General features: G+C 56.7%; 21 protein-coding genes. 20 read left to right on the forward strand and 1 reads right to left on the reverse strand.

Annotated elements, in window-relative coordinates:
* From PUV47_RS17350 to otsA, 9 genes are all read left to right on the forward strand, one after another.
* Positions 1–209 (forward strand): hypothetical protein (locus tag PUV47_RS17350; protein WP_274219861.1); only part of this gene is annotated, 209 nt, incomplete at its 5' end.
* A gap of 4 nt (positions 210–213) precedes the next feature.
* Positions 214–954: an energy-coupling factor ABC transporter ATP-binding protein gene (locus tag PUV47_RS17355; protein ID WP_274219862.1), complete on the forward strand. Its 741-nt coding sequence runs from the start codon at positions 214–216 to the stop codon at positions 952–954.
* A 2-nt stretch (positions 955–956) separates the two neighbouring features.
* Positions 957–1,577: an energy-coupling factor transporter transmembrane component T family protein gene (locus PUV47_RS17360; protein ID WP_274219863.1), complete on the forward strand. Its 621-nt coding sequence runs from the start codon at positions 957–959 to the stop codon at positions 1,575–1,577.
* A 104-nt stretch (positions 1,578–1,681) separates the two neighbouring features.
* Positions 1,682–2,239, forward strand: coding sequence for a biotin transporter BioY (locus PUV47_RS17365; protein WP_274219864.1), 558 nt, complete (start codon positions 1,682–1,684; stop codon positions 2,237–2,239).
* Entirely contained in the window at positions 2,236–3,687 is a 1,452-nt protein-coding gene (locus tag PUV47_RS17370) for a class I adenylate-forming enzyme family protein (RefSeq protein ID WP_274219865.1), read from the forward strand. Before PUV47_RS17365 ends, PUV47_RS17370 begins: the two co-directional genes overlap by 4 nt.
* A gap of 10 nt (positions 3,688–3,697) precedes the next feature.
* A complete protein-coding gene (locus PUV47_RS17375) occupies positions 3,698–4,834 on the forward strand; it encodes a thiolase family protein (protein ID WP_274219866.1) in 1,137 nt (378 codons plus the stop codon).
* Positions 4,835–5,215: 381 nt separating this feature from the next.
* On the forward strand, positions 5,216–5,923 hold the full coding sequence (gene otsB / locus PUV47_RS17380; protein ID WP_274219867.1) for a trehalose-phosphatase: 708 nt from the start codon (positions 5,216–5,218) through the stop codon (positions 5,921–5,923).
* A 47-nt stretch (positions 5,924–5,970) separates the two neighbouring features.
* Positions 5,971–7,797: a glycoside hydrolase family 15 protein gene (locus PUV47_RS17385; protein WP_274219868.1), complete on the forward strand. Its 1,827-nt coding sequence runs from the start codon at positions 5,971–5,973 to the stop codon at positions 7,795–7,797.
* Positions 7,798–7,835: 38 nt separating this feature from the next.
* On the forward strand, positions 7,836–9,233 hold the full coding sequence (gene otsA, locus PUV47_RS17390; RefSeq protein ID WP_274219869.1) for an alpha,alpha-trehalose-phosphate synthase (UDP-forming): 1,398 nt from the start codon (positions 7,836–7,838) through the stop codon (positions 9,231–9,233).
* 54 nt (positions 9,234–9,287) lie between these two features.
* On the opposite strand, the gene hppD is transcribed toward otsA, so the two are convergent.
* Complete coding sequence (gene hppD, locus PUV47_RS17395) at positions 9,288–10,400, reverse strand: 4-hydroxyphenylpyruvate dioxygenase (RefSeq protein WP_274219870.1); 1,113 nt, start codon at positions 10,398–10,400, stop codon at positions 9,288–9,290.
* A 120-nt stretch (positions 10,401–10,520) separates the two neighbouring features.
* Between hppD and PUV47_RS17400 the strand changes: the two genes are divergently transcribed.
* From PUV47_RS17400 to PUV47_RS17450, 11 genes are all read left to right on the forward strand, one after another.
* A complete protein-coding gene (locus PUV47_RS17400) occupies positions 10,521–11,000 on the forward strand; it encodes an Lrp/AsnC family transcriptional regulator (protein WP_274219871.1) in 480 nt (159 codons plus the stop codon).
* Between the two features lie 72 nt (positions 11,001–11,072).
* Complete coding sequence (locus tag PUV47_RS17405; protein ID WP_274219872.1) at positions 11,073–11,840, forward strand: tellurite resistance TerB family protein; 768 nt, start codon at positions 11,073–11,075, stop codon at positions 11,838–11,840.
* Between the two features lie 76 nt (positions 11,841–11,916).
* Positions 11,917–12,384 (forward strand): DUF1203 domain-containing protein, encoded by a 468-nt coding sequence (locus tag PUV47_RS17410; protein ID WP_274219873.1) that lies wholly within the window; start codon positions 11,917–11,919, stop codon positions 12,382–12,384.
* A 159-nt stretch (positions 12,385–12,543) separates the two neighbouring features.
* On the forward strand, positions 12,544–13,308 hold the full coding sequence (gene modA / locus PUV47_RS17415; RefSeq protein WP_274219874.1) for a molybdate ABC transporter substrate-binding protein: 765 nt from the start codon (positions 12,544–12,546) through the stop codon (positions 13,306–13,308).
* Entirely contained in the window at positions 13,301–14,002 is a 702-nt protein-coding gene (modB, locus tag PUV47_RS17420; protein ID WP_274219875.1) for a molybdate ABC transporter permease subunit, read from the forward strand. Before modA ends, modB begins: the two co-directional genes overlap by 8 nt.
* Positions 13,999–15,087, forward strand: coding sequence for a molybdenum ABC transporter ATP-binding protein (gene modC, locus PUV47_RS17425; protein WP_274219876.1), 1,089 nt, complete (start codon positions 13,999–14,001; stop codon positions 15,085–15,087). Before modB ends, modC begins: the two co-directional genes overlap by 4 nt.
* Before the next feature lie 57 nt (positions 15,088–15,144).
* The gene (locus PUV47_RS17430) at positions 15,145–16,944 is read left to right on the forward strand and encodes a sensor histidine kinase (protein ID WP_274219877.1); all 1,800 of its coding nucleotides are present in this window, start codon (positions 15,145–15,147) and stop codon (positions 16,942–16,944) included.
* Between the two features lie 3 nt (positions 16,945–16,947).
* Positions 16,948–18,291, forward strand: a complete 1,344-nt coding sequence (locus tag PUV47_RS17435) for a sigma-54-dependent transcriptional regulator (protein WP_274219878.1) — start codon at positions 16,948–16,950, stop codon at positions 18,289–18,291.
* Between the two features lie 198 nt (positions 18,292–18,489).
* Complete coding sequence (locus PUV47_RS17440; RefSeq protein WP_274219879.1) at positions 18,490–19,494, forward strand: DctP family TRAP transporter solute-binding subunit; 1,005 nt, start codon at positions 18,490–18,492, stop codon at positions 19,492–19,494.
* Positions 19,495–19,608: 114 nt separating this feature from the next.
* Positions 19,609–20,232, forward strand: coding sequence for a TRAP transporter small permease (locus tag PUV47_RS17445; protein WP_274220113.1), 624 nt, complete (start codon positions 19,609–19,611; stop codon positions 20,230–20,232).
* Between the two features lie 5 nt (positions 20,233–20,237).
* Positions 20,238–21,638, forward strand: a complete 1,401-nt coding sequence (locus PUV47_RS17450; protein ID WP_274219880.1) for a TRAP transporter large permease — start codon at positions 20,238–20,240, stop codon at positions 21,636–21,638.
* Positions 21,639–21,660 lie beyond the last annotated feature (22 nt).

The following is a 21,660-nucleotide window of genomic DNA, read 5'->3' on the forward strand; positions in this document are numbered from 1 at the left end:
GCATCAAACAGAACAATCAATACCAAAAGCCCTCGACGCATAATGCGCGGGGGCTTTTTGCATTCCAAAACACCCAACCAACCATGCATGCCGCGCCCAGAACAAACGCACAAAGGCAAAAACGCGCCGTGGCGCTGCCATGTATCGAACACATGAGCAATGCTCATTTGACTTTGCAGCCTCGCCGCATTAGGCAATCCCCAACGTAAATTAATGAAGCAGGGCCCGCTTTTGGATCTCCAAGGCATTCATTTGACAGGCGTTTCAATAGAGCGCGGTGATCAGCTGGTTGTGAGGGATGTCACGGCTACGCTCAACTCGAAGCGTGTTGGGATCATTGGCCGCAATGGGTCAGGCAAGAGTTCCCTGCTTCGCGCTCTGAATGGCTTGTTGCCTCTGGCCGCAGGTTCTTTGAGTGTTCATGGCATATCCCACGCTAGGCCAAAGGAGTTGAGCCGAACAGCAGGGTTTGTTTTTCAAAACCCCGATCATCAGCTTATTTTTCCGACGGCTGCCGAAGAGCTTGGGTTTGGCCTGAGACAGCTTGGAGCCGACAAGAGGTCAGCTTCAGCTCAAGCGCTTGCCTATTTGAATGATCATGGGTGTGGCCGTTTTGCTGAAGAGCCCGTTCATCAGCTGTCCGAGGGACAGAAGCAGCTGGTATGCATATTGGCGATCCTCATAATGGAACCAAAGGTACTGTTGCTTGATGAGCCGTTTTCTAGCCTCGATCATGTTACGCGCCGGATCTTGCTGAATAAAATTGACGCGCTTGAGCAGCAGATAATATTCGTCAGCCATGAGTTGGACGCGCTCTCAACCTTTGATGAAGTACTCCTGATCGAAGGTGGTCAGCTGAAGGACCAGGGCAAACCGGCAGATATTATTGCAGGTTACCTGGAAGGGGAACTTGAAGAAGCCGCGCGCCGAAGCCTGCTGGCGGAGGCACTCTGATCATGGTGTCACTCTACATCTCCGGTCCCAGTTGGGCGCATCGGTTACCTGCCGCAGTGAAGTTGGTGTTCTTGTGCCTGATAACGCTTCTACTGTTTCCCCTTGATCAATGGTGGCAGCAAGCGATTGGACTTGCTGCCGTGCTGGGGTTTTATGGTTCTCTTGGCAAGAAGGGTCTGAAGGCGCTGAAGGTTCTCAAGAACCTCCTATGGATGCTATCGTTTATCTTTTTGATCCATTTGGCTTTTACGAGCTGGGAAGACGGGATCGTCATCAGCTTGCGTCTGGTTACTTTGGTGCTGCTCGCGAATTTTCTGAGCATCACGACTAAAATGGACGATCTGATGGATGCGATTGAGCCTCTGTTCAGGCCGCTATCTGTCTTCGGCGTCACATCAAAGAAGATCGCCCTTGCCGTCGCCTTGGTAATCCGATTTGTCCCTATGCTGATGGCCGTCTTCATGAGTTTGCAGGAGGCCTATCGTGCGCGCACCGGGAAGGGGAGCAGCATGAGGTTGCTGGCACCGTTTGTCATTCACGCATTGAAACTTGCAGACGAGGTTGCCGAGGCCCTTACGGCTCGAGGCGGTGCCGACGGCTATGAAAACACGGCGTCGCGATAATTGAAACTTTGGCCGAGGTGCCTCTGTGGATTGAGGGTCTTGGCCATGGTTGGTGAAAATGAAGTCTGTTTTGCTTCGGCTTCTTGAACAAATGGGGGTAGAGAATGGGTCAGGATAAGGCGCTTGTCCAAATTGCATTTTACGCAGCTTTGATTGCTGCACTCGGATTGTTGCCGGCCGTGGCGATTCCATTCGTCAGCGGTGTTCCCATTACTGCGCAAACACTCGGCGTGATGCTCGCTGGCGTGATGCTCGGCCCGCTCCGTGGCGGGCTTGCTGTGCTCCTAGTGCTGTTCCTCACGGCACTGGGTCTTCCGCTTTTGGCCGGTGGGCGTGGCGGTCTTGGTGTGTTCATGGGGCCGTCCGCCGGTTTCCTGATCGGCTGGTTCTTTGGTGCGATCACCACTGGCTACATAATGCAGCTGATGAAGAACCAGAGTGTGCTTGTAAGCGCTGCGATTGCGTCAATTGTCGGTGGGATTGGTGTTGTCTATGCGCTTGGCATTCCAGGGCTGAGCGTCATGGCCGGTTTGCCGTTGGACAAAGCGGCGTTGGGAAGTGCGGTTTACTTGCCGGGTGATCTGGTGAAAGCCGCAATTGCCGCTGTTGTGGCACAAACAGTTGCCCGTGGTATGCCTTCCGCGTTGCATTCACGCTCATGAGTTACATTGGCTCCTTCTTGAAAGAAAGATCCCGCCAGCGCCCTGATGCGCTGGCTCTGCACTGTGACGACCGAGTGTGGTCCAACCGCGATTTCACAGATTGGGTCTGCCAGCTGAAGGTTGAGCTGAGGAAGCGTAGCGTGGCCGGTGACCGCATTGCTCTGGACTGTCACCGTGCAGACGCTCTGTTGGCGGGCTTTTTCGCTGTAGCGGGAATTAGGCGCACGGCTGCGGTGCTTGATCCACGATCCAACCTCGATGCGAAGACAGCCAACACGCTTGCCGCTGCCAGTGCCCTGCTTCTCGATGATGATTTCATCTGCCGTGAGGCATCGCACGGGGAACGGGGCCCACTGGCGGTTTTCAGCAGCTCGAGGGACCGTTCGGCAGATCGACCGAGCCTGGAGGATAGCTTTTACATCGGCTTTACCTCTGGCACCACCGGTGTTGCCAAAGGCTACATGCGCAGCCACGGATCATGGCTGCATAGCTTTCAAATCATTGAAGAGCTGCTTGGGTTTAACGAAACGGACCGGGTGCTGATACCGGGTCCATTGGCTCATTCCCTGCATCTGTTCGGGGCGGTGCACGCTTTGCACGCCGGTGCGTCGGTCTACGCTCAGTCTGCCTTTCACCCGCGCCGTAGTCTGGAGATGCTCAGGCAGGGGCGCTGCACGTTCGCCTATGCGACACCAACGCAGCTTCTCACTCTCAAGAAGCTGGCCGGTCAAGAGAGGTATCCGTGCGTTCGGACCATCCTTGTGGGTGGGGCCGAGTGGACGGAGGACATGGCTGCTACAGTGAAGCCGATGTTTCCGAATGCTCATATCCTGACATTCTATGGTGCTTCTGAGACGAGCTTCATCAGCATGCGGCGTCCGGGCGAGGTGCTGCCGACAGGAAGCGTGGGCAAGCCGGTGCCTGGCGTTATCGTGGATGTGCGCGCCGCGGATGGAACCCATCTGGCAGCGGGTGAGGTTGGCCGCCTTTGGGTGGCAGGGCCGCAGAACTTCCAAGACTACGTTGGTGCAGCGAAGGATCAGTTGCTGCGTGAGGGCGAGTTCATTTGCGTCGGCGATCTGGGGTACTTTGACGCTAGCGGCTATCTGTATGTGACGGGCCGTGAGAACCGGATGATCATTACTTCAGGCGTGAATGTGTATCCTGCAGAGATTGAGCAGGTGGTGCTGCGGATACCTGAAGTTCTTGATTGTGCAGTTGGCGCGAAGGTGGACGCAAAGCGTGGCTGGGTGCCGGTTCTGGTTGCTCATCTTTGTGACCATGCAGAGGATGACATCTCCGACTTCATCCTGAAGAGCTGTAGGAAGGAGCTGGGGCCCGTCAAGGCACCGCGTCAGTTGCTGATCCACAAAGAGCCTCTGCCGCTTACGCCAAGCGGCAAGATGGACTATAAAGCAATTGATCGCTTTATAGATGAACAGACCTGAGGCAGGGCCAATGGGAACGGCAGTTGTTCTTTCAGCGCGTCGATCCTCTGTGCAGCCGCGGGGAGGTGCCTATAAAGCGCTCAAACTTTGGGAGCTTTGGGCCCCCGTGGGCCGTGCGGCGCTGTATGACGCGGGCATTTCCCCCCATGAAGTAGATGCGGTTCTTCTGGGCAATGGCATTTATGGTGGTGGCAATCCGGCGCGGCTCTGTGCTCTGGCGGCCGGGATCCCCGAGGATGTTGCCGCGACCACGCTGGACAGCCAGTGCTGCTCCGGCCTTGAAAGCGTGCTTCAGGCTATAGCCCTGATTGAAAGTGGGCAGGCCAATGTTGTCGTGTGCGGCGGGGCGGAGAGCTATAGCCAGCGCCCCCTTCGGGCGCACCAAGCACGTGAGGATGGCGGCGAAATCACCTTTTACGAGCGCCCCCCTTTCAGCCCATGGCCAGAGCGAGATCCTGACATGGCGATGGCGAATGCACGTCTTGCAGATGCCGCCGGTATTTCTCCAGCGCAGCAGAGCGCTTATGCAGTTGAAAGCCACCAAAAGGCGCTGGATGCACTCACCTCTGGTCGGTTTCGTCATGAGCTTGTGCCCGTATGTGAAGCTGATCCGCTGCGGGATGGATTTAGCCGCGCATTGAAGCTGCGCGTGGCGGAGCGGGCACCCGTTCTGGCGCATGAGGGGAGCGGCGTGATTACATCGGCAACCACGTCTGTTGAAGCTGATGGCGCGGCAGCACTCGTTGTGGCCAACTCTGAGCTGTATGGAACGGGCGGTTTGCGGCTCGTTGCGGGGGCGCGCAAGGGCGGAGCCTCAGAGAACCCCGGAATTGCTCCTGTTGCGGCGGCACAGGCGGTGTTGAGCCGCGTTGGGCAAATGCCTGAAGCGTTGCATGCCGTCGAGGTGATGGAAGCTTATGCAGCGCAGGCCATTGCTTGTCTTCAGCCCTTTGGTTTCCCGCCGGTGGCTCTCAACAGAGGCGGTGGCAGCCTCGCACGGGGACATCCCATCGGGGCTTCGGGCGCAATTTTGATGGTGAGGTTGTTCCACGAACTGAAGACAGCCCCACAGGGCGCCCGCGGGCTGGCAATGATTGCGGCTGCCGGTGGTCTGGGTACGGCAGCGTTGGTGGAGCGGACGGTTTAACGCTGTCATAGCCAACGAAATTCCATCCATCGAGAATCTCTGCAAAACTGCGTAGCCGAAAAAAGTATAAATCGGTTGAAAACCGTTTGCCTGCCATTTCCCCTCGCCATTGATCGTTTCATCATCAGGCCTACTGTATTGAGTGTAGTCATCGCCTGTTTTGGGAGAGGGGGTGATGATCAGGACCTATGGGGAGGCAAAAAGGGGTTAGATTCCCCTTTTAAAAGATGCACAATTTTGCGTGCTCGAAAAAGAGATCCGTTGCAGATCCTTTATATCGTCGTGCCAGTTTATTAATTGGACTAGGTATTTACTCTAGAACATGCCAAGAAAAGCGCTCATAGTTTTCCCATGACAAAGCCGCCACATCTATCCAGAGAAATGGCCCTGTTTCTTGACTTCGACGGCACTCTCGTTGAGATCGCCTCGACACCCGGCTCCATTTCTGTCGCCCATACACTTGTTGAGACTATTGCCAATGTGCAGGCGCTGTTGAACGGCGCTCTGGCCGTTGTGACCGGTCGTGATGTTCGCGATATTGACCGCTTTTTGCATCCCCTTGTGCTGCCCGCTGCGGGGCTCCATGGATTGCAGCGCCGAATGAGCCTAGGGGCTGAGCTTGATGCCGTGAAAGTATGGCCCGGCATTGCAGAACTTCGCCAAGACATTCAGCTCTCCGGCATCCTGACCGAGGGGGTGACGCTTGAAGACAAGGGCAGTGCGCTATGCGTGCACTACCGTGCTGCGCCGCACCGTGAAACGGATGTACGCGCGCGTGTTGATGAAATGACGGCCCGGTTCCCCAGCCTGCACACCGTGAAAGGCAACATGGTGGTTGAGGCAAAGCCAACAGCAGAAGACAAGGGAACGGCGGTGCGCCGCTTTTTGGATCAGGCGGACTTCAAGGGCCGCTTGCCGGTCTTTATCGGCGATGACACCACCGATGAAGACGGTATTGCAGCGGTTCAGTCTGTTGGGGGCTACGGCATCAAGGTTGGCACGCAAGAGAGCCAGGCCTTTTTTCGACTGCCAGATGTGGCGTCGGTTCATGCCTGGCTGTCAGAGACAACACCAATCGAGATTACTTAAACGCCAGGGCACCGAGATCCGATGCCCCTTGAGTGAGAGGACTTTTCATGAGCGACAAGCAGCCAAGGTCATTTCCTGTCGTTCCGCTTTCCGAACCAAGCCTGAATATGGCGATGATCGGCAACTGCTCATATGCCGGTCTGATCGACACCATGGGGCGCGTGGTTTGGTGCTGTCTCCCGCGGTTTGATGGCGATCCTGTGTTTCATTCGTTGCTGGGTACCCGCGGCGAAGAAGGCGATGGTGCATTCACCATTGAGCTGGTCGGGGCTGTGCGCTCGGAACAAGAGTATGTCGACAACACAGCGATTGTGAAAACGCGCCTCTACGATGATGACGGCAATGGCATCGAGATCACCGACTTTGCGCCGCGCTTCAACCGCAAGGGACGCATGTTCCGACCGAACGCGATTGCGCGCCGGGTGCGGCCAATTCTGGGCCACCCGCGTATTGCGGTGAAACTGCGCCCGCGGTTTGACTGGGGGCAGCGTGATCCGGAAATTACGTTCGGGTCCAATCACGTGCGCTTTATCGGCAATGGGCTGGCCCTGCGCCTGACGACAGATGCATCGATTACCTACGTTCGGGAAGAAACCCCGTTCCTGCTGGATGGACCTCTGGCATTCTACTTCGGGCCAGATGAAAGCCTGACTGAGAGCCCGGGGAAGATCTGCCGCGACTTTGAAGAGGAAACCGAGAAGTATTGGCGTATCTGGTCACGCCGACTGGGTCTGCCTCTTGAGTATCAGGAAGCAGTGATCCGCGCTGCGATCACGCTCAAGATTTGCACCTATGAGGAGACCGGCGCAATCATCGCGGCGGCGACCACCTCAATTCCGGAAGCGCACAACACGGTGCGGAACTGGGACTATCGCTATTGCTGGCTGCGGGACGCGTTCTTCGTGGTGCGGGCGCTGAACTCCCTCTCCGAAATGGAGACCATGGAGAATTATCTGCGGTATCTCAACAACATCATGAGTATGGCAGACGGCGGGCATGTTCAGCCGCTCTATGGCATTGGGCAGGAAGCGCATCTGGTTGAGAGCTTTGTCGATTTGCCGGGCTATCGTGGAAACGAGCCTGTGCGTGTTGGCAATCAGGCCTACGAACACTTCCAGCATGATGTCTACGGCAACATTGTTCTGGGTGCGTCTCAGGCGTTTTTTGACAAGCGTCTGCTGCGCCAGCCGGGCCTGGATGACTTTCAGCGTCTTGAGAAAGCCGGTGAGCGCGCCTTCACACTCTACAATGAGCCAGATGCAGGCATCTGGGAGTTGCGCACCCGTGCGCGGGTTCACACATCGTCCTCGCTGATGTGTTGGGCAGCTTGCGACCGCCTCGCCAAGATTGCCGATCACTTTGGGCTCGATGACCGCGCTGGGTTCTGGCAGGACCGGGCGGACGTCATTCACGCGACCATTTGTGAAAAGGGCTGGAACGAAGAGGTCGGCGCTTTCACCGAAAGCTTTGGCGGAAAGGATATGGATGCGAGCCTTCTTCTGATGGCGGAAGTGGGCTTCCTGCCTGCGAACGATCCGCGCTTCATCGCCACCGTGGACAAGATTGGCGAGCAGCTGCGCCGGGGTAATCACCTGTTCCGCTATCATCAGGCCGATGATTTCGGTGAGCCGGAGAATGCCTTCAACATCTGTACGTTCTGGTACATTGATGCGCTTGCTCGCATTGGCCGGGGGGACGAAGCGCGCGAGATTTATGAGGAGCTGCTCTCCTGCCGCAATCACGTTGGCCTTTTGTCAGAGGACACATCGCCCAAGACTGGCGAGCTTTGGGGCAATTTCCCGCAGACATATTCGATGGTTGGTATCATCAATGGTGCAGTACGGTTGTCAGCGCCGTGGGATAAGGTAACCTAGAGGGCATTGTTTCAAATGTAGATATTGGAGGAAGTAGCATGAGCCGTCTGGTTGTCGTATCCAACAGAGTTGGTCCCCTAAAGGATAGCGGCAAGGCGGGCGGCTTAGCTGTAGCTCTCGTTGATACCCTGCGCAAAACCGGTGGCATCTGGTTTGGTTGGACAGGGCAAGTCTCTGAAGAGGGGACCTTCGGTTTGATGCGTGAAGAAAAGCACCGCAAGGTGCTCATGCAGCAAATCGACATGACCCAGCAGGACTATGACGAGTTCTACATCGGCTACGCGAACCGAACGCTGTGGCCGGTTCTTCACTATCGTCTTGATCTGGCGGAGTTTGACCGCCGCTATGAAGAAGGCTACCGGCGGGTGAACGAACGCTTCGCCGCCCGTCTGCGCCCCAGCATCCAGCCGGGTGATGTTGTCTGGGTTCACGACTATCATTTCTTCGGCCTTGCAGCACAGTTGCGCGCCATGGATGTCGAGAACTCCATTGCATTTTTCTTGCACATCCCATTCCCGTCGCCGGAAATTCTGGCGGCGTTGCCGAATGCCGAATCCCTGGTGCGCCGCATGCTGGCCTATGATCTCATTGGGTTTCAGACGGAGCGCGATGCAGCCAACTTTCGACGCTTCGTGGTGGAAGAGCTACAGGGTGAAGACCTTGGGGAGGATCGTGTGTGTGCCGTGGGCCGCGAGGTTATTGCGCGTGCCTACCCAATTGGTATCGATGCGGAGGGGTTCTCACAGTATGTGCATTCGCAGGATGCGCGCCGTCATATGGCGCGTCTGGAAAAACTGCTGATCGGGCGGCAGCAGATTATCGGCGTAGACCGCATCGACTATTCCAAGGGGTTGCCGGAGCGCCTGAAAGCCTTCGAGCGATTGCTTGAGGATTACCCGGAGAACCGCGGGCAAGTCAGCATGATGCAGGTGGCCCCTCCGTCTCGTTCAGAGGTGAACAGCTACGTCGATATTCGCATGGAGCTGGAGCATTTGACCGGCCACATCAATGGCCGGTTTGCTGACCTGGATTGGACGCCAATCCGCTTTCTGACGCGGTCATTCAACCGGAAGGCCTTGGCTGGTATTTATCGTGGCAGCATGGTGGGGCTGGTGACACCGCTTCGGGATGGCATGAATCTCGTGGCCAAAGAATATGTGGCTGCGCAGCGTCCGGAAGATCCGGGTGTCTTGGTGCTCTCCCGCTTTGCAGGGGCCGCTGAGCGCATGAAGGAAGCACTGATCGTGAACCCGCACTCTGCGGAAGAGGTGGCGGCAGCGCTGCAAACAGCGCTTACCATGCCGATGGAAGAGCGACGGGAACGGTGGGAGGCCATGTATGAGCGCATCTGCAAAGAAGATGCACATACCTGGGCTGATACCATTTTGAAGGATTTGCAGCGGGAGTTTGCCTCCTACGCGAAGAAGGCAAGTTAACTAAAAAACGGCGGGTTTCGCACCCGCCGTCTTTTGTTGGGACACAACAATCTCCTATTGAGCGGCGTCAGTGTTCAAGACGCCGCGCCGGATCTGGTCTTCTTCAATGCTCTCAAACAATGCACGGAAGTTACCCTCTCCGAAGCCTTCATCGCCTTTGCGTTGAATGAACTCAAAAAAGATTGGCCCGATGACTGTCTTGGAGAAGATCTGCAACAAGATCTTGGTCATGCCGCCGTCAATAACGCCTTCGCCATCAATCAGGATGCCGTGCTTTTTCATCCGTTCAATTGGCTCGTCGTGACCCTTTACGCGCTCATGGCTGCGTTCGTAATAGGTGTCTGGCGGGCCCGGCATGAACCGCAAGCCATTGTCGGCCAGCTTATCGGTGGAGCCGTAGATTTCGTCACTGCCAACGGCGATGTGCTGAATGCCTTCGCCCTTGTACTTCTTCAAGTACTCTTCAATCTGGCTGGTGTCGTCCTTGGACTCGTTCAGTGGAATCCGGATCTTGCCGCAAGGAGAGGTGATCGCGCGGCTGACAAGGCCCGTGATGCGACCGTCGATGTCGAAGAAGTGGATTTGCTTGAAGCTGAACAGGTCACGGTAGAAATCCCACCACTTGTCCATGTTGCCGCGATACACGTTGTGTGTCAGGTGATCGAGGTAGTAAAAGCCAACGCCCTGCGGTTTTGGGTCGACCTCGTCAATCCAATCGAACTCCGCCGCATAAGCTGAGCCGTTGTCGCCATACTTGTCGATGAAGTAGAGCAGCGAACCGCCAATCCCGACAATAGCGGGTGCGTCGAGGGTCTTGTCTGACCCTTCATAAGGTTCTGCACCTTTGGCGACGGCATGGTCAAAAGCGTGCTTTGCATCAACGACGCGCCACGCCATGGACGGCGCGCATGGGCCGTGAGCCTCCACAAACCGGCTGGCAAAGCTGTTTGGTTCTGCGTTCAGGATGTAGTTGATGTCGCCCTGACGGTAGACGGTGATGTCCTTGGTCCGGTGTTTTGCAACGGGCGTGTAGCCCATCTTGCGGAACAGCACATCCAGTTTCTCCGGCTCCGGATGTGAGAACTCTACAAACTCAAAGCCGTCGGTTCCTGCAGGGTTTTCCTCGGAAATCCGGGCTGGGGGAGCGTCGTGCGGAAATGGTCCCATGGAAGTCTCCTTGTCTGTTCTATTACGTATGAGTATGTGAAATATCTGTTGCGACGTCCTTGCGTTTTTGCGTATGTAAGCGCCAATGAATGCACGAAATGTGCGCTTGGGAGGGAAGCAATGGCATCTACCGTCGATCTGGACCCGTTCGACTTGAAAATTCTTGCAAGTCTTCAAGAGGACGCGTCACGCACCAATCAGGAAATCGGTACCCTGATCCACCTCAGTGCCTCGCAGGTCTCGCGCCGACGGCAAAGGTTGGAGACTGCCGGTGTAATCCGTCGCTACCGAGCGGATCTATCACCGGATCATCTGGGATTTGGGGTGATTGCGTTTGTGGGCGTTACGTTGGACACGCACAACAACGAGAACTCTGTCAGGTTTCACGAGCTCACCCGGTCGCTAGATTGTGTGCAGGAGGCCTACACCATGACGGGGGACATGGACTACCTGTTGAAGGTGTGCGTGCCCGATCTGAAAGGCCTCTCAAAGTTCATCAACAATGACTTGCTTCCGCATCAGGCCGTCGAGAATGTGCGCAGCTCGATTGCAATGGAAACCATCAAGGATGAGAACCAGTTGCCTCTTGGCAAAGTGTAACAATGCCTTGTTTCTGCGGATCTGGTTCCCATTTCTGTATCATGAGAGTTTCTAAAGAGGTCAGGTGAGCAGATGTTTGATCCAAAGCAGCTTGTTGATCAGTTTCTGGGTTCAGGCGCACTCGGTGGCGGACAGAACGCACAAAGTGGCGGTGCTGGCGGTGCCATGCAGCAGGGCCAAAACTATTTGAAAAATAATGCAGGTGGCCTTGCCGGTGGAGCGCTTGCAGGCGGTCTTGCAGGTTTGTTGCTTGGCTCAAAGAAGGGCCGCAAGCTGGGCAAGAAGGCTGTTACCTATGGCGGTCTCGCGCTGGTGGGCGGGCTTGCTTACAAGGCCTACACCAACTGGCAGAGCAATCAGGGCACATCGCAAGGCGGCCCAGCCCCAACACCGCCAAGCGCGGGCCCGAGCTCTGCTGGCAATGCAGCCGCGCTGCCAGACCTTTCTGGCACGTCTTTTGAGCCAGCAGCCGCACCGGGCGGCGAAAACCAGATGGCGCTCAACGTTCTGATTGCGATGATCCAGGCCGCCAAGGCAGACGGTCATGTGGATGCGCAAGAGCAAGCACACATCTTCGAACAGATCGATCGCCTCGGTCTGGGTATGGAAGAAAAAGCCTTCATCATGGATGAACTGCGTGCGCCGCTCGACATCGACAAGGTGGTGAATGCGGCAACAACGCCTGAACTCGCCATGGAGCTTTACACGGCTTCGCGCTTGACCATCGAACCAGACCATCCGGCAGAGCAGGCCTACCTGCAAATGCTGGCAGCACGTTTGGGTCTTGAGCCAGCATTAACCGCAGAGCTTGAGAAAGCCGTGGTGGAAGCGCAGAGTTAATCCTCGTTCCACTCGCATATCGGGTGGTTGAGGCGGATCTTTGGACATAGGTTGCCCCCTACACGAGGAGGGACCTATGTCTTTTGTTATTACCGGATTGAATTCCGAAGAGTTTTCCGAGTTGAACGGGTTGGGTGCAGAGGCACTTGCTGCCCGCAACGTGGTGGTTTACGAGGCCGATGCCAAACCCGGCTTTCCTTGTCGGGTCTCCTTGGCTGATGCGGAAGTGGGTGAACGGGTGTTCTTGCTGAACTATACCTATCAGCCGCACGAAACACCCTATCGAGCTTCTCACGCGATTTTCGTGCGGGAGAATGCGCCTGAGGCGCCGCCGTACATAGGCACCATCCCCCTGTCTCTTTCGTCTCGTCTGTTGTCCCTGCGCGGCTTCGACAAGGCACACATGATGATCGAAGCGGACATCGCTGAGGGGGAAGAAGTGAAACCAATGCTTGAGCGGTTCTTCGCCAACCCCGAAGTTAACTATGTTCAGCTTCACTACGCACGGCGTGGCTGTTTTGCGGCGGCTGCCCATCGCGCCTGACGCGCCTTAATGAATTTGTCGATTTCAAAGCCTGCCCTTGGAGCGTCCATTGGGCAGGCTTTTTTGTCTTTTGACCCATTGGAAGACGAACCATTTAGGACATATGGTAGTAAGCATCGGAGCTTGTAAACAAATCCCGTGCCGTGGAAGAGGTGAGCGATGCTGAGCGTGCTGCGCGCAGTGATGGTTGTGTTTGTGCTGTTTGTTTTTGCCGGGGCTGTTCAGGCAAAGGCTGTGCTGGTTATGGCGGCAGCCAGTTTGAAGAATGTGCTGGAAGACGCTGGCGAGGCATTTACAGACGCGTCTGACACTGAGCTGGTGTTTTCGTTTGCGGGCTCGGCCAGTGTTGCAAGGCAGGTGGAGCAGGGGGCTCCTGCGGATATCGTGGTGCTGGCCGACATTGATTGGATGGCTTACCTTGCATCACACAAAGCCATTGATGTTCAAAGCACCGTGACTTTGGCCTCCAACTCTCTGGTTATTGTTGCCCCATCCTACGCTGCGGAGCCGCTACCTCTGACAGATGAGGCCTTGCGGGCACGTTTGATGGACGGCCGTCTTGCGATTGCTGAACCTGAAAACGTACCGGCTGGGCGCTATGGGAAGCAGGCTCTCGAAAGCCTCGGGCTGTGGGAGGTTGTTCAGGAACACTTGGCACCTATGGAGCATGTGCGTGTCACCCTTGCTGCGGTTGCGCGCGGCGAAGTTCCTCTCGGACTTGTTTATGCAACCGATGCCAAGATTGAAGAGCGCGTTGCGGTGGTCTCAAAGATTCCCAAGGACTCGCATGCGCCGGTTGCAATCTCCGGTGCGCTCACGCAGGACGCCAGTGATCCGGCGCGGGCGTTCTTCAGCTTTCTGCAAAGCCCTGAAGGGCGGGCGGTGTTTGCACGCCATGGCTTTAAGGTAAGCGGTCGTGACTGACGTTCTCAGCAATGCTGAGTGGAGCGCACTTGTGCTTTCTTTACAGGTGGCGGGCACTGCCATGGCCTTTGGGGTGCCACTTGCGGTTTTTCTGGCCTACGCTCTGTCCCGCTGGAACTTTCCCGGAAAGCTCATCCTTAATGTTCTGATCTATCTGCCATTGGTGCTGCCGCCGGTTGTGACCGGCTATGTGCTGCTGCTTGGGTTCGGGCGCACCGGCCCGCTTGGTCAGTTCTTTTCTGAGTCGCTCGGGGTTGGTTTTGCCTTTCAATGGACCGGCGCTGCCCTTGCTGCCGGCGTGATGGCCTTTCCCCTGTTGCTGCGCCCCATCAAGTTGGCGTTCGACGCCGCAGATCCCCTGTTGGAAGAAGCGGCGCGCTCTTTGGGTACATCTCGGCTGAAGACCTTTGCCATCGTCACGCTGCCGCTGGCACTTCCCGGCATTTTGGGCGGGACCATTCTCGGCTTTGCCAAGGCCATGGGAGAGTTCGGAGCAACGATTACTTTTGTGTCCAACATTCCGGGCGAGACGCGCACCTTGTCCCTGGCGCTTTATACCGAGCTGCAAAGTGTGGACGGCGACGCGGCCGTGTTGCGCCTCGCTGCGATCTCGCTGCTGATCTCTTTCGTTGCGCTGGGCCTTTCCGAACTCTTGGCGCGCTCCATCGAAGCGCGGGTCAGGGGGCGGGCATGATCCACGTGAATGTCAAAGGGCAGGCCGACACGTTTCAAACGGAAATCGCGTTTGATAGCGGTGGCCCGGTGACCGCTGTTTTCGGTCCGTCAGGCTGCGGCAAGACAACGTTGATCCGCATGATATGCGGGCTGCACGCCCCTGAGAACGGGCGCATTGCCATAGGCAACACAGTGCTGTTTGACAGTGTAGCCGGTGTCAATTTGCCCGCTCACAAGCGCGACCTTGGCGTCGTGTTTCAGGAGGCGCGGTTGTTCCCGCACATGAACGTCGCCAGCAACCTGCGCTATGGGGTGTGGGCCGGGGGGCGCAAAGGCTCTTTGTCCTTTGCTCACGTCGTGGAGTTGTTGGGGCTGGCGCCTTTGCTCAAGCGGCGCACCGCAAACCTTTCAGGGGGCGAGAAGCAGCGTGTTGCCATTGGGCGGGCCCTGCTGGCTGGGCCAAAGCTGCTTATCATGGACGAGCCGCTGGCTTCATTGGACGCGGCTCGCAAAGCAGAGATCCTGCCGTTTCTGTTGGCGCTGAAAGAGCGCATCGGCATTCCCATGCTCTATGTTTCTCACGCGCTTGGAGAGATCGAGCAGATCGCCGATGACATGGTGATACTGAACGCCGGAAAGGTAACGGCTGCCGGCCCAGTAGCCGAACTTGTGAACCGTCTTGATGTGCCAGGTCTGTCTGAGGGACCGGATGCAGGTTCTCTTGTGCTCGGGCTGGTCGTGAAGCATGACGCGGAGTGGGGTGTCACGCATGTGGCCGTGGAAGGTCAGGAGCTGCTGGTGCCGCTCAGTCGGGCTGTCGTTCAATCTCAGGTGCGATTGCACATTCGGGCCAAGGACGTGATCCTCGCAAGGCAGCGCCCAGTTGGAATTTCGCTTCGCAATGTTGTTGGTGCAACGGTTGAGCGGTTGAGTGCTCCATCCGGTCCTTTTGTGGAAGTGTTGTGCCGTGTGGGGGCGCAGTTCATCCGCGCCCGGATTACTCGGCTGGCCGCTGCCGATCTTCAACTCAAAGAAGGGATGCCCCTCTACCTATTGGTTAAGAGTGTGGCACTTGATCAGCCGCTTCCTGCTGTCGCAGACTGACACTTCTGCGATTTGGCAAGGAGGACGACCATTAGCGGCATGTGGGGCCTTTGGCCCTTGACCCCAAGCAGAACCGAAAATGATGGCATCGTTGGCCTTGTGGCTGTGGTGCTGATCCTGTTTGTGATCGGCGCTGCGTGGGGCACTATGCGGGTGAGTGAGCGTCTCTACTTCGAGGAGGTCAAGACCCGCGCCGAGGCCACACTTGCGGTGCAATCGGCTACGCTTGAGCGGCACCTGGATAAATACCGCTTGCTTCCCGCTCTGTTGGCGCGGCGGGCGGACATGATCGAAATGATTGCTACGCGAAACGCTGAAGACGGTGCCTCTGAAATGAAGGCCGTTGCTGGTATGTCCGGCGCGCGAGAAGCGTGGTTGCTCGATCATGGGGGAAATCTGATTGCTTCCAACTTGGCACTTCCTGTGGCGCAGCAAACGGTGAACCGGGCAGAGGTGCGCTCTGCCATCGCCATGGCGCGTGATGGGCGCTTGGGCCGTGCTCTCTTGACATCCGGGGATGGGTTGTCGGCCAGCTATCTGTTTGTTTCTGCAGCGCGTTATGATCATCATCTTGTGGGCTTTATCGGCGTGCGGGTTGAGCTGGCGGAAGTGGAACAGTCGTGGGCGCTCAGCACCGCAGGGCTGCTGGCGGTTGATGCCCAGGGCCGTGTGGTTGCCAGCAATGTACCTGATTGGCGCAACTTGCCGCTGCGCGCCGCACGGGATTGGTATGAGGATGAGGGGGATCCCATTCGCGTTCTTCAGCGCGAAGAGACCATTGACGGAAACTCGCTTGTGCGCTTGCCAACACCGTTTTCGACCGAACCGTTCTTGATGATCAAACAGGACCTGCCTGTGCTGGGATGGCGCGTTGCTGTGTTCTACGACATGTCCAGTGTGCGTGAGCAAGCGATGAGAGCCACCATTGTGGCTGTGCTTTTGTGTGTCGTTGCTGCGGGAATGATCTGGATTGCCCTTGACCGCCGCCGCCGGTTGCTTGCCCGCCACGAAGAACAGCGCGCAAATGCCGAGCAGTTGGAGGTGCGTGTCCGCGAGCGGACCCGCGAACTCTCGGAGGCCAATGCGCGACTTGCTGCTGAGATCGTCGAGCGCGAAGCGGCGGAACGTGAGTTGCAACAGGCACAGGCCGGTCTGGTTCAGTCGGCCAAGTTGGCCACACTGGGAGAGATGTCGGCCGCGCTCTCTCATGAATTCAATCAGCCTCTTGGTGCCATCCAAATGCATGCAGACAACGCCCGAACCTTGATCAGCTCTGACAAGGCTGACAAGGCGCTGGGCAATCTCGACAAGATCGTTGCCATGGTCAAACGCATGGCTGCGATCAGCCAGACCCTGAAGGGGTTTACGCGAAAAGCTGGAACAACCATCGAACGGGTCGCGGTTGCGCCGATCCTTGATGAAGTGCTGATGCTCTCCGGGCATCGCTGCAAGCTGATGGGCGTGGCGCTGGAAGTGGACAAAGGCCCTGCAGGCCTGTTGGTTCAGGGCGGACAGGTTCGCCTTGCTCAAGTGCTGATGAACCTCATCGGCAATGCACTGGATGCCATGAAGGACGCGCCACAGCCACGGCTGCGCCTGCAGGTTTTGGAGCAAGAGGGGCTGGTACAGATACGGGTGGAAGACAATGGTCCGGGCATCGACCCAGAGGTTGCCAAGCAGATTTTTGATCCATTTTTCACCACCAAGGATGTCGGGCAGGGGCTGGGGCTTGGCCTTTCCATTGCCTACAAGATCATGAGAGATGTTGGCGGTACGTTGAGCTATGAGCCTTCGTCTTTGGGGGGCGCATGTTTTATCATGAGTTTGCAGCTCGCCGACGCAACGATGGAAGCCTGAGGAATGGCCAAAACGAACCCGACAATTCTTCTGGTTGATGACGATGCGGATATGCGTGAAGCGGTCGCGCAAGGGCTGGAACTCGCCGACTACTCGGTGCTGCAGTTTTCCGAGGGGCGGGAGGCACTAGAGCACATCAATCACGAGTTTCACGGTGTTCTTGTGAGCGATATTCGCATGCCCGGCATGACTGGCTTTGACCTGATGCGCGCGGCATTCGAGATCGACAGCGCGCTGCCTGTGGTGCTGATTACCGGGCATGGGGATGTGCCGCTCGCAGTGGAAGCCATGCGCGCTGGTGCCTATGACTTCATGGAGAAGCCGTTTCCGATCTCTGGCTTGACAGCGGTGCTGGAACGAGCCGTCGAAAAGCGGCGGCTAACGCTCGAAAACCGTGTTCTGCGTGCGGAACTGGGCGATCTTTCCGGGCTGGAGCAACGCATAGTCGGCAAGTCGGCAGCAATTGAGCGGCTGCGCAATACGGTGCGGGCGCTTGCAGGCACGGATGCCGATGTTCTCATTCACGGTGAGACGGGGTCCGGGAAGGAAGTGGTTGCCCGCGCCCTGCATGAGGAAGGCCGCCGAAAGGAGGGGCCGTTTGTGGCGCTTAATTGCGGGGCCTTGCCTGCCGAGATCATTGAATCCGAGTTGTTTGGCCATGAGCGCGGGGCCTTTACGGGCGCGAGTGGACAGCGCATTGGCAAGCTGGAACATGCCAATGGCGGAACGGTCTTTCTGGATGAAATCGAGTCCATGCCGCTGGACCTTCAAGTGAAGCTGCTGCGTGTGTTTGAAACCCGGAGCATCGAACGTGTGGGTTCGAACAAGGCCATACCGTTGGACCTGCGGTTTGTGGCGGCCACGAAGGAGGATCTGGAAGCGGCCAGCAATGAAGGGCGCTTCCGTAAAGACCTGTTTTATCGCCTCAACGTGATTACCATTGCCATTCCTCCATTGCGTGAGCGCCTAGACGACATTCCGATCCTGTTTCACTATCTGGCTCGCGGCGCGCGGGCGCGCTATCGCCAGGAAGTTCCTGAAATCACGCAGCCGTTCTTGGCCGAGCTGATGCGCCATGAGTGGCCGGGCAATGTGCGGGAATTGCGAAACGTGGCAGACCGTTTCGTGTTGGGCCTGATGGCGACGACTGGCGATGCGGGTTCTGCGGCACCAGCAGGTGAGGAAAGCCTGTCTGACCGCGTTGCGGCGTTTGAGCGTGATCAGATTGAGCAGGAATTGCGCCGTAACGAGGGACGGATAAAGCCTACCTATGAAGCGCTCAAGGTGTCGCGCAAGGCGCTTTATGAAAAGATGAAAAAGTACGACCTGAGCGGCGGACCGGACTGAGCAGCGGCAGCGCGCCGCTTGTGATGTGTCGAAAACGTTACATGGAACCCAAGCATGTTACGAACTCGACCCAAAAGTAATTTGTATCTTCTCCAATTCCAATGAAATCCTGCGGATTTGTGAAACTGCGTAGTCTGGCACAGTGCTTGCGTAGTAACGCTTATGATGGCCGGGAAGCCATTCATTAGGGAGGATATCATGAAGAAATTGTATTTGGCCGCCGCCGCTGCCTCACTGTTCCTGTCCGCGCCAGCCTTTGCGTCTGCAGGGTGTGATGACGGCGAAGTCGTGATCAAGTTCAGCCACGTTGTGGCAGCGCAGGGGCACCCAAAGGGAGAGATGGCTGCCGCTCTGGCGGACCGCATCAACACTGAAATGGATGGCAAGGCCTGTATGCAGGTGTTCCCATCCTCTCAGCTGTTTGATGATGACAAGGTGATGGAAGCGCTGCTTTTGGGGGATGTGCAGATTGCTGCCCCGTCGCTTTCCAAGTTTGAAGCCTACACACTCAAGTACCGTGTTTTCGACCTGCCGTTCTTGTTCTCCGACATGGATGCCGTGACCCGTTTCACTAAGGGCGAAAAGGGGCAGGAGCTGCTGGGTGCCATGTCTGACGTGGGCTTCGTGGGGCTTGGCTATATTTTCAACGGTCTGAAGCACTTTTCTGCCAACAGACCGCTGCTGGAGCCATCAGACGCTGATGGGCTGAAGTTCCGTGTTCAGACTTCTGATGTGGCGGTCGCCATGATTGAAGCGATGAATGCCAATGCTCAAAAACTGGCGTTCAAAGAGGTTTACGGCGCGCTTCAAACCGGTGTCGTAGACGGTCAGGAGAACACCTGGTCCAATATCTATACCCAGAAGTTCTTCGAGGTTCAGGACGGCATCACGGAGACTAACCACCAGCTTCTGACCTATCTTGCGCTGACCTCTCAGGAGTGGCTGGACAGCCTTGACCCTGATGTGCGCGATCAGTTCCTCGCGATCTTCACCGAGGTGACGGATGAGTACAACAGCCGTGCGACCCAGATCAACGAAGAGAACAAGCAGAACATCATTAGTGCTGGCACGGAAGTGCGTCAGCTGACACCGGAGCAACGTCAGGCGTGGGTTGATGTCATGACACCGGTTTGGGCCAAGTTCGCGGATGACATCGGTCAGGATGTAATCGATGCGGCGGTCGCCTCAAACGCTTCCAACTAATCATGCTGACTGTCTGCCCTGCGCTGGTGGCGTTGGGCAGACAGGTTGGACCGGGAAACATCCGTTTTCCTGATGTCATTTTGCATGCCTTTGGGGGGCTGCGCCTTGTCTCGTATGAAAAACTTCGTCAACTCGCTGGAAGAGAACATCATTGCTCTCATTCTGGCGACCATGACCCTTGTTACCTTCTCTCAGGTGGTCGCCCGTTATGGCTTTAACTCCGGTTGGGGTGCGGCACTGGAGTTCACCCGTGTTTTGTTTGCCTGGCTGATCCTGTTTGGAATGAGTTATGGCATCAAGATCGGTGCCCACTTGGGGGTAGATGCCTTCATCCGACTGTTTCCCAAGCCGATTTTCCGCGTGTTCGCGCTCTTGGGGGCTGCGGCTACGGTTCTTTATGCTGCGCTTTTAATCGATGCCACATGGTTCGGGGTGTTGTTGGGCCTTGAGAACCGCGGCGCCAGCGGTGGCGCACTGCCTTATGTGGCGCGCTTTTATCAGCTTCCCATCGGCATGGAAGATCTGAAGTGGCCTTTGTGGGTGCAAGAAACCTTTGACGTGCGTGAGCGTGTGCCGCGCTGGATGCCTTACACCATTCTTCCCTTCGGGCTTGCGCTGCTTGGTTTTCGCGCCTTGCAGATGTTTTGGCTCATCCTGATTGGCAAGAGAGAAGCCATGATCGCGGCGCATGAGGCCGAAGAGTTGGTGGAAGAAAACAAAGACGTGCTGAAGGATTAAGGCCCATGGAAACCGCAGTTCTTTTTCTCATGGTTTTCGGCCTGCTCCTGATTGGTGCACCGATTGCCATCGCACTGGGACTATCCGCAGTGCTTTACATCGCGCTGTTCTCGCATGACTCCATGAGTTCCGTTGCCGTTCAGCTGTTTACCGCCTCGCAGAACTTCACGCTGCTGGCGATCCCGTTCTTCATTCTCGCCTCCAGCTTCATGTCGACGGGCGGGGTGGCACGCCGTATCGTGAACTTCGCCGTTGCAACCGTTGGCTCCTTCAGAGGGGGGCTTGCCATTGCCGGTGTCTTTGCCTGCATGATTTTTGCGGCGCTCTCTGGTTCGTCGCCCGCAACGGTGGTTGCCATCGGCACCATCGCCATCGCCGCAATGCGCAAGGCGGGCTACAGCAAGGAGTTCGCTGCCGGGGTGATCGCCAATGCCGGTACGCTCGGCATTCTCATTCCACCCTCGATTGTTATGGTGGTGTATGCAGCAGCTACCAACGTTTCTGTTGGGCGCATGTTTCTGGCCGGCGTCGTGCCGGGCCTTGTAGCGGGTCTGATGCTGATGGGCGCGATTTACTTCATCGCCCGCAGGCGCAACTTGCCAGCTCAGCCTTTTCCAAGCCTGCGCGTCCTGTGGTCCACCTTCTCCGAGGCTGCTTTTGGCATGTTCCTGATCGTGATTATTCTCGGCGGGATTTATGGCGGCATCTTCACGCCCACCGAGGCCGCGGCAGTTGCGGCGGTCTATGCAGCCTTTATCGCGCTGTTTGTCTATCGGGACATGGGGCCGTTGACGGAGGTGCCATGGCGTCGTCCCGGGGAGAGTTTGGGGGGCAGTGTGCTTCGCAATCTCTGGATGATCGGCAGCCGCTTTGTGCCAGCGCTGTTCCATCGGGATACCAAAAAGGTGCTTACCGACTCGGCCAAAACAACCGTGATGCTCATGTTCATCATCGTCAACGCGCTCTTGTTTGCGCACACGCTGACGGCAGAGCGAATCCCTCAGCTTATTACTGATTGGATGATTGATGCTGGCTTCAACTGGTTCACATTCCTGATCGCGGTCAACATCATGCTTTTGATCGGCGGTCAGTTCATGGAACCATCCGGCCTTTTGTTAATCGTTGCACCAGTTGTATTTCCTATCGGAATCGAGCTTGGCGTTGATCCAATTCATCTAGGCATCATCATGGTCGTGAATATGGAGATCGGAATGATCACGCCTCCGATAGGGCTAAATCTGTTTGTCACCTCGGGAATTACGGGCATGAGTCTGCTGCAAGTGGTTAAAGCCGCAGCGCCATTTGTGCTTGTTCTTCTTGTGTTCCTTATCCTTGTGACGTACGTGCCTTGGCTATCCACGGCTTTACCCACAGCATTGATGGGGCCGGAGGTAATAATTCGTTAACCTCACTTTGATTCATCAATTG

The organism is Pseudovibrio exalbescens, assembly GCF_028737195.1.
Lineage (GTDB): Bacteria > Pseudomonadota > Alphaproteobacteria > Rhizobiales > Stappiaceae > Pseudovibrio > Pseudovibrio zosterae.

Excerpts from the sequence above, each read along its gene's own strand:
- PUV47_RS17450 (WP_274219880.1), top strand. The coding sequence starts at position 20,238 with ATGGAAACCGCAGTTCTTTTTCTCATGGTTTTCGGCCTGCTCCTGATT.
- PUV47_RS17445 (WP_274220113.1), top strand. The coding sequence starts at position 19,609 with ATGAAAAACTTCGTCAACTCGCTGGAAGAGAACATCATTGCTCTCATT.
- PUV47_RS17360 (WP_274219863.1), top strand. The coding sequence starts at position 957 with ATGGTGTCACTCTACATCTCCGGTCCCAGTTGGGCGCATCGGTTACCT.
- otsB (WP_274219867.1), top strand. The coding sequence starts at position 5,216 with ATGGCCCTGTTTCTTGACTTCGACGGCACTCTCGTTGAGATCGCCTCG.
- modA (WP_274219874.1), top strand. The coding sequence starts at position 12,544 with ATGCTGAGCGTGCTGCGCGCAGTGATGGTTGTGTTTGTGCTGTTTGTT.
- PUV47_RS17440 (WP_274219879.1), top strand. The coding sequence starts at position 18,490 with ATGAAGAAATTGTATTTGGCCGCCGCCGCTGCCTCACTGTTCCTGTCC.
- PUV47_RS17365 (WP_274219864.1), top strand. The coding sequence starts at position 1,682 with ATGGGTCAGGATAAGGCGCTTGTCCAAATTGCATTTTACGCAGCTTTG.
- otsA (WP_274219869.1), top strand. The coding sequence starts at position 7,836 with ATGAGCCGTCTGGTTGTCGTATCCAACAGAGTTGGTCCCCTAAAGGAT.
- PUV47_RS17355 (WP_274219862.1), top strand. The coding sequence starts at position 214 with ATGAAGCAGGGCCCGCTTTTGGATCTCCAAGGCATTCATTTGACAGGC.
- PUV47_RS17375 (WP_274219866.1), top strand. The coding sequence starts at position 3,698 with ATGGGAACGGCAGTTGTTCTTTCAGCGCGTCGATCCTCTGTGCAGCCG.
- PUV47_RS17385 (WP_274219868.1), top strand. The coding sequence starts at position 5,971 with ATGAGCGACAAGCAGCCAAGGTCATTTCCTGTCGTTCCGCTTTCCGAA.
- PUV47_RS17405 (WP_274219872.1), top strand. The coding sequence starts at position 11,073 with ATGTTTGATCCAAAGCAGCTTGTTGATCAGTTTCTGGGTTCAGGCGCA.
- modC (WP_274219876.1), top strand. The coding sequence starts at position 13,999 with ATGATCCACGTGAATGTCAAAGGGCAGGCCGACACGTTTCAAACGGAA.
- PUV47_RS17400 (WP_274219871.1), top strand. The coding sequence starts at position 10,521 with ATGGCATCTACCGTCGATCTGGACCCGTTCGACTTGAAAATTCTTGCA.
- PUV47_RS17410 (WP_274219873.1), top strand. The coding sequence starts at position 11,917 with ATGTCTTTTGTTATTACCGGATTGAATTCCGAAGAGTTTTCCGAGTTG.
- PUV47_RS17435 (WP_274219878.1), top strand. The coding sequence starts at position 16,948 with ATGGCCAAAACGAACCCGACAATTCTTCTGGTTGATGACGATGCGGAT.
- PUV47_RS17370 (WP_274219865.1), top strand. The coding sequence starts at position 2,236 with ATGAGTTACATTGGCTCCTTCTTGAAAGAAAGATCCCGCCAGCGCCCT.
- hppD (WP_274219870.1), bottom strand. The coding sequence starts at position 10,400 with ATGGGACCATTTCCGCACGACGCTCCCCCAGCCCGGATTTCCGAGGAA.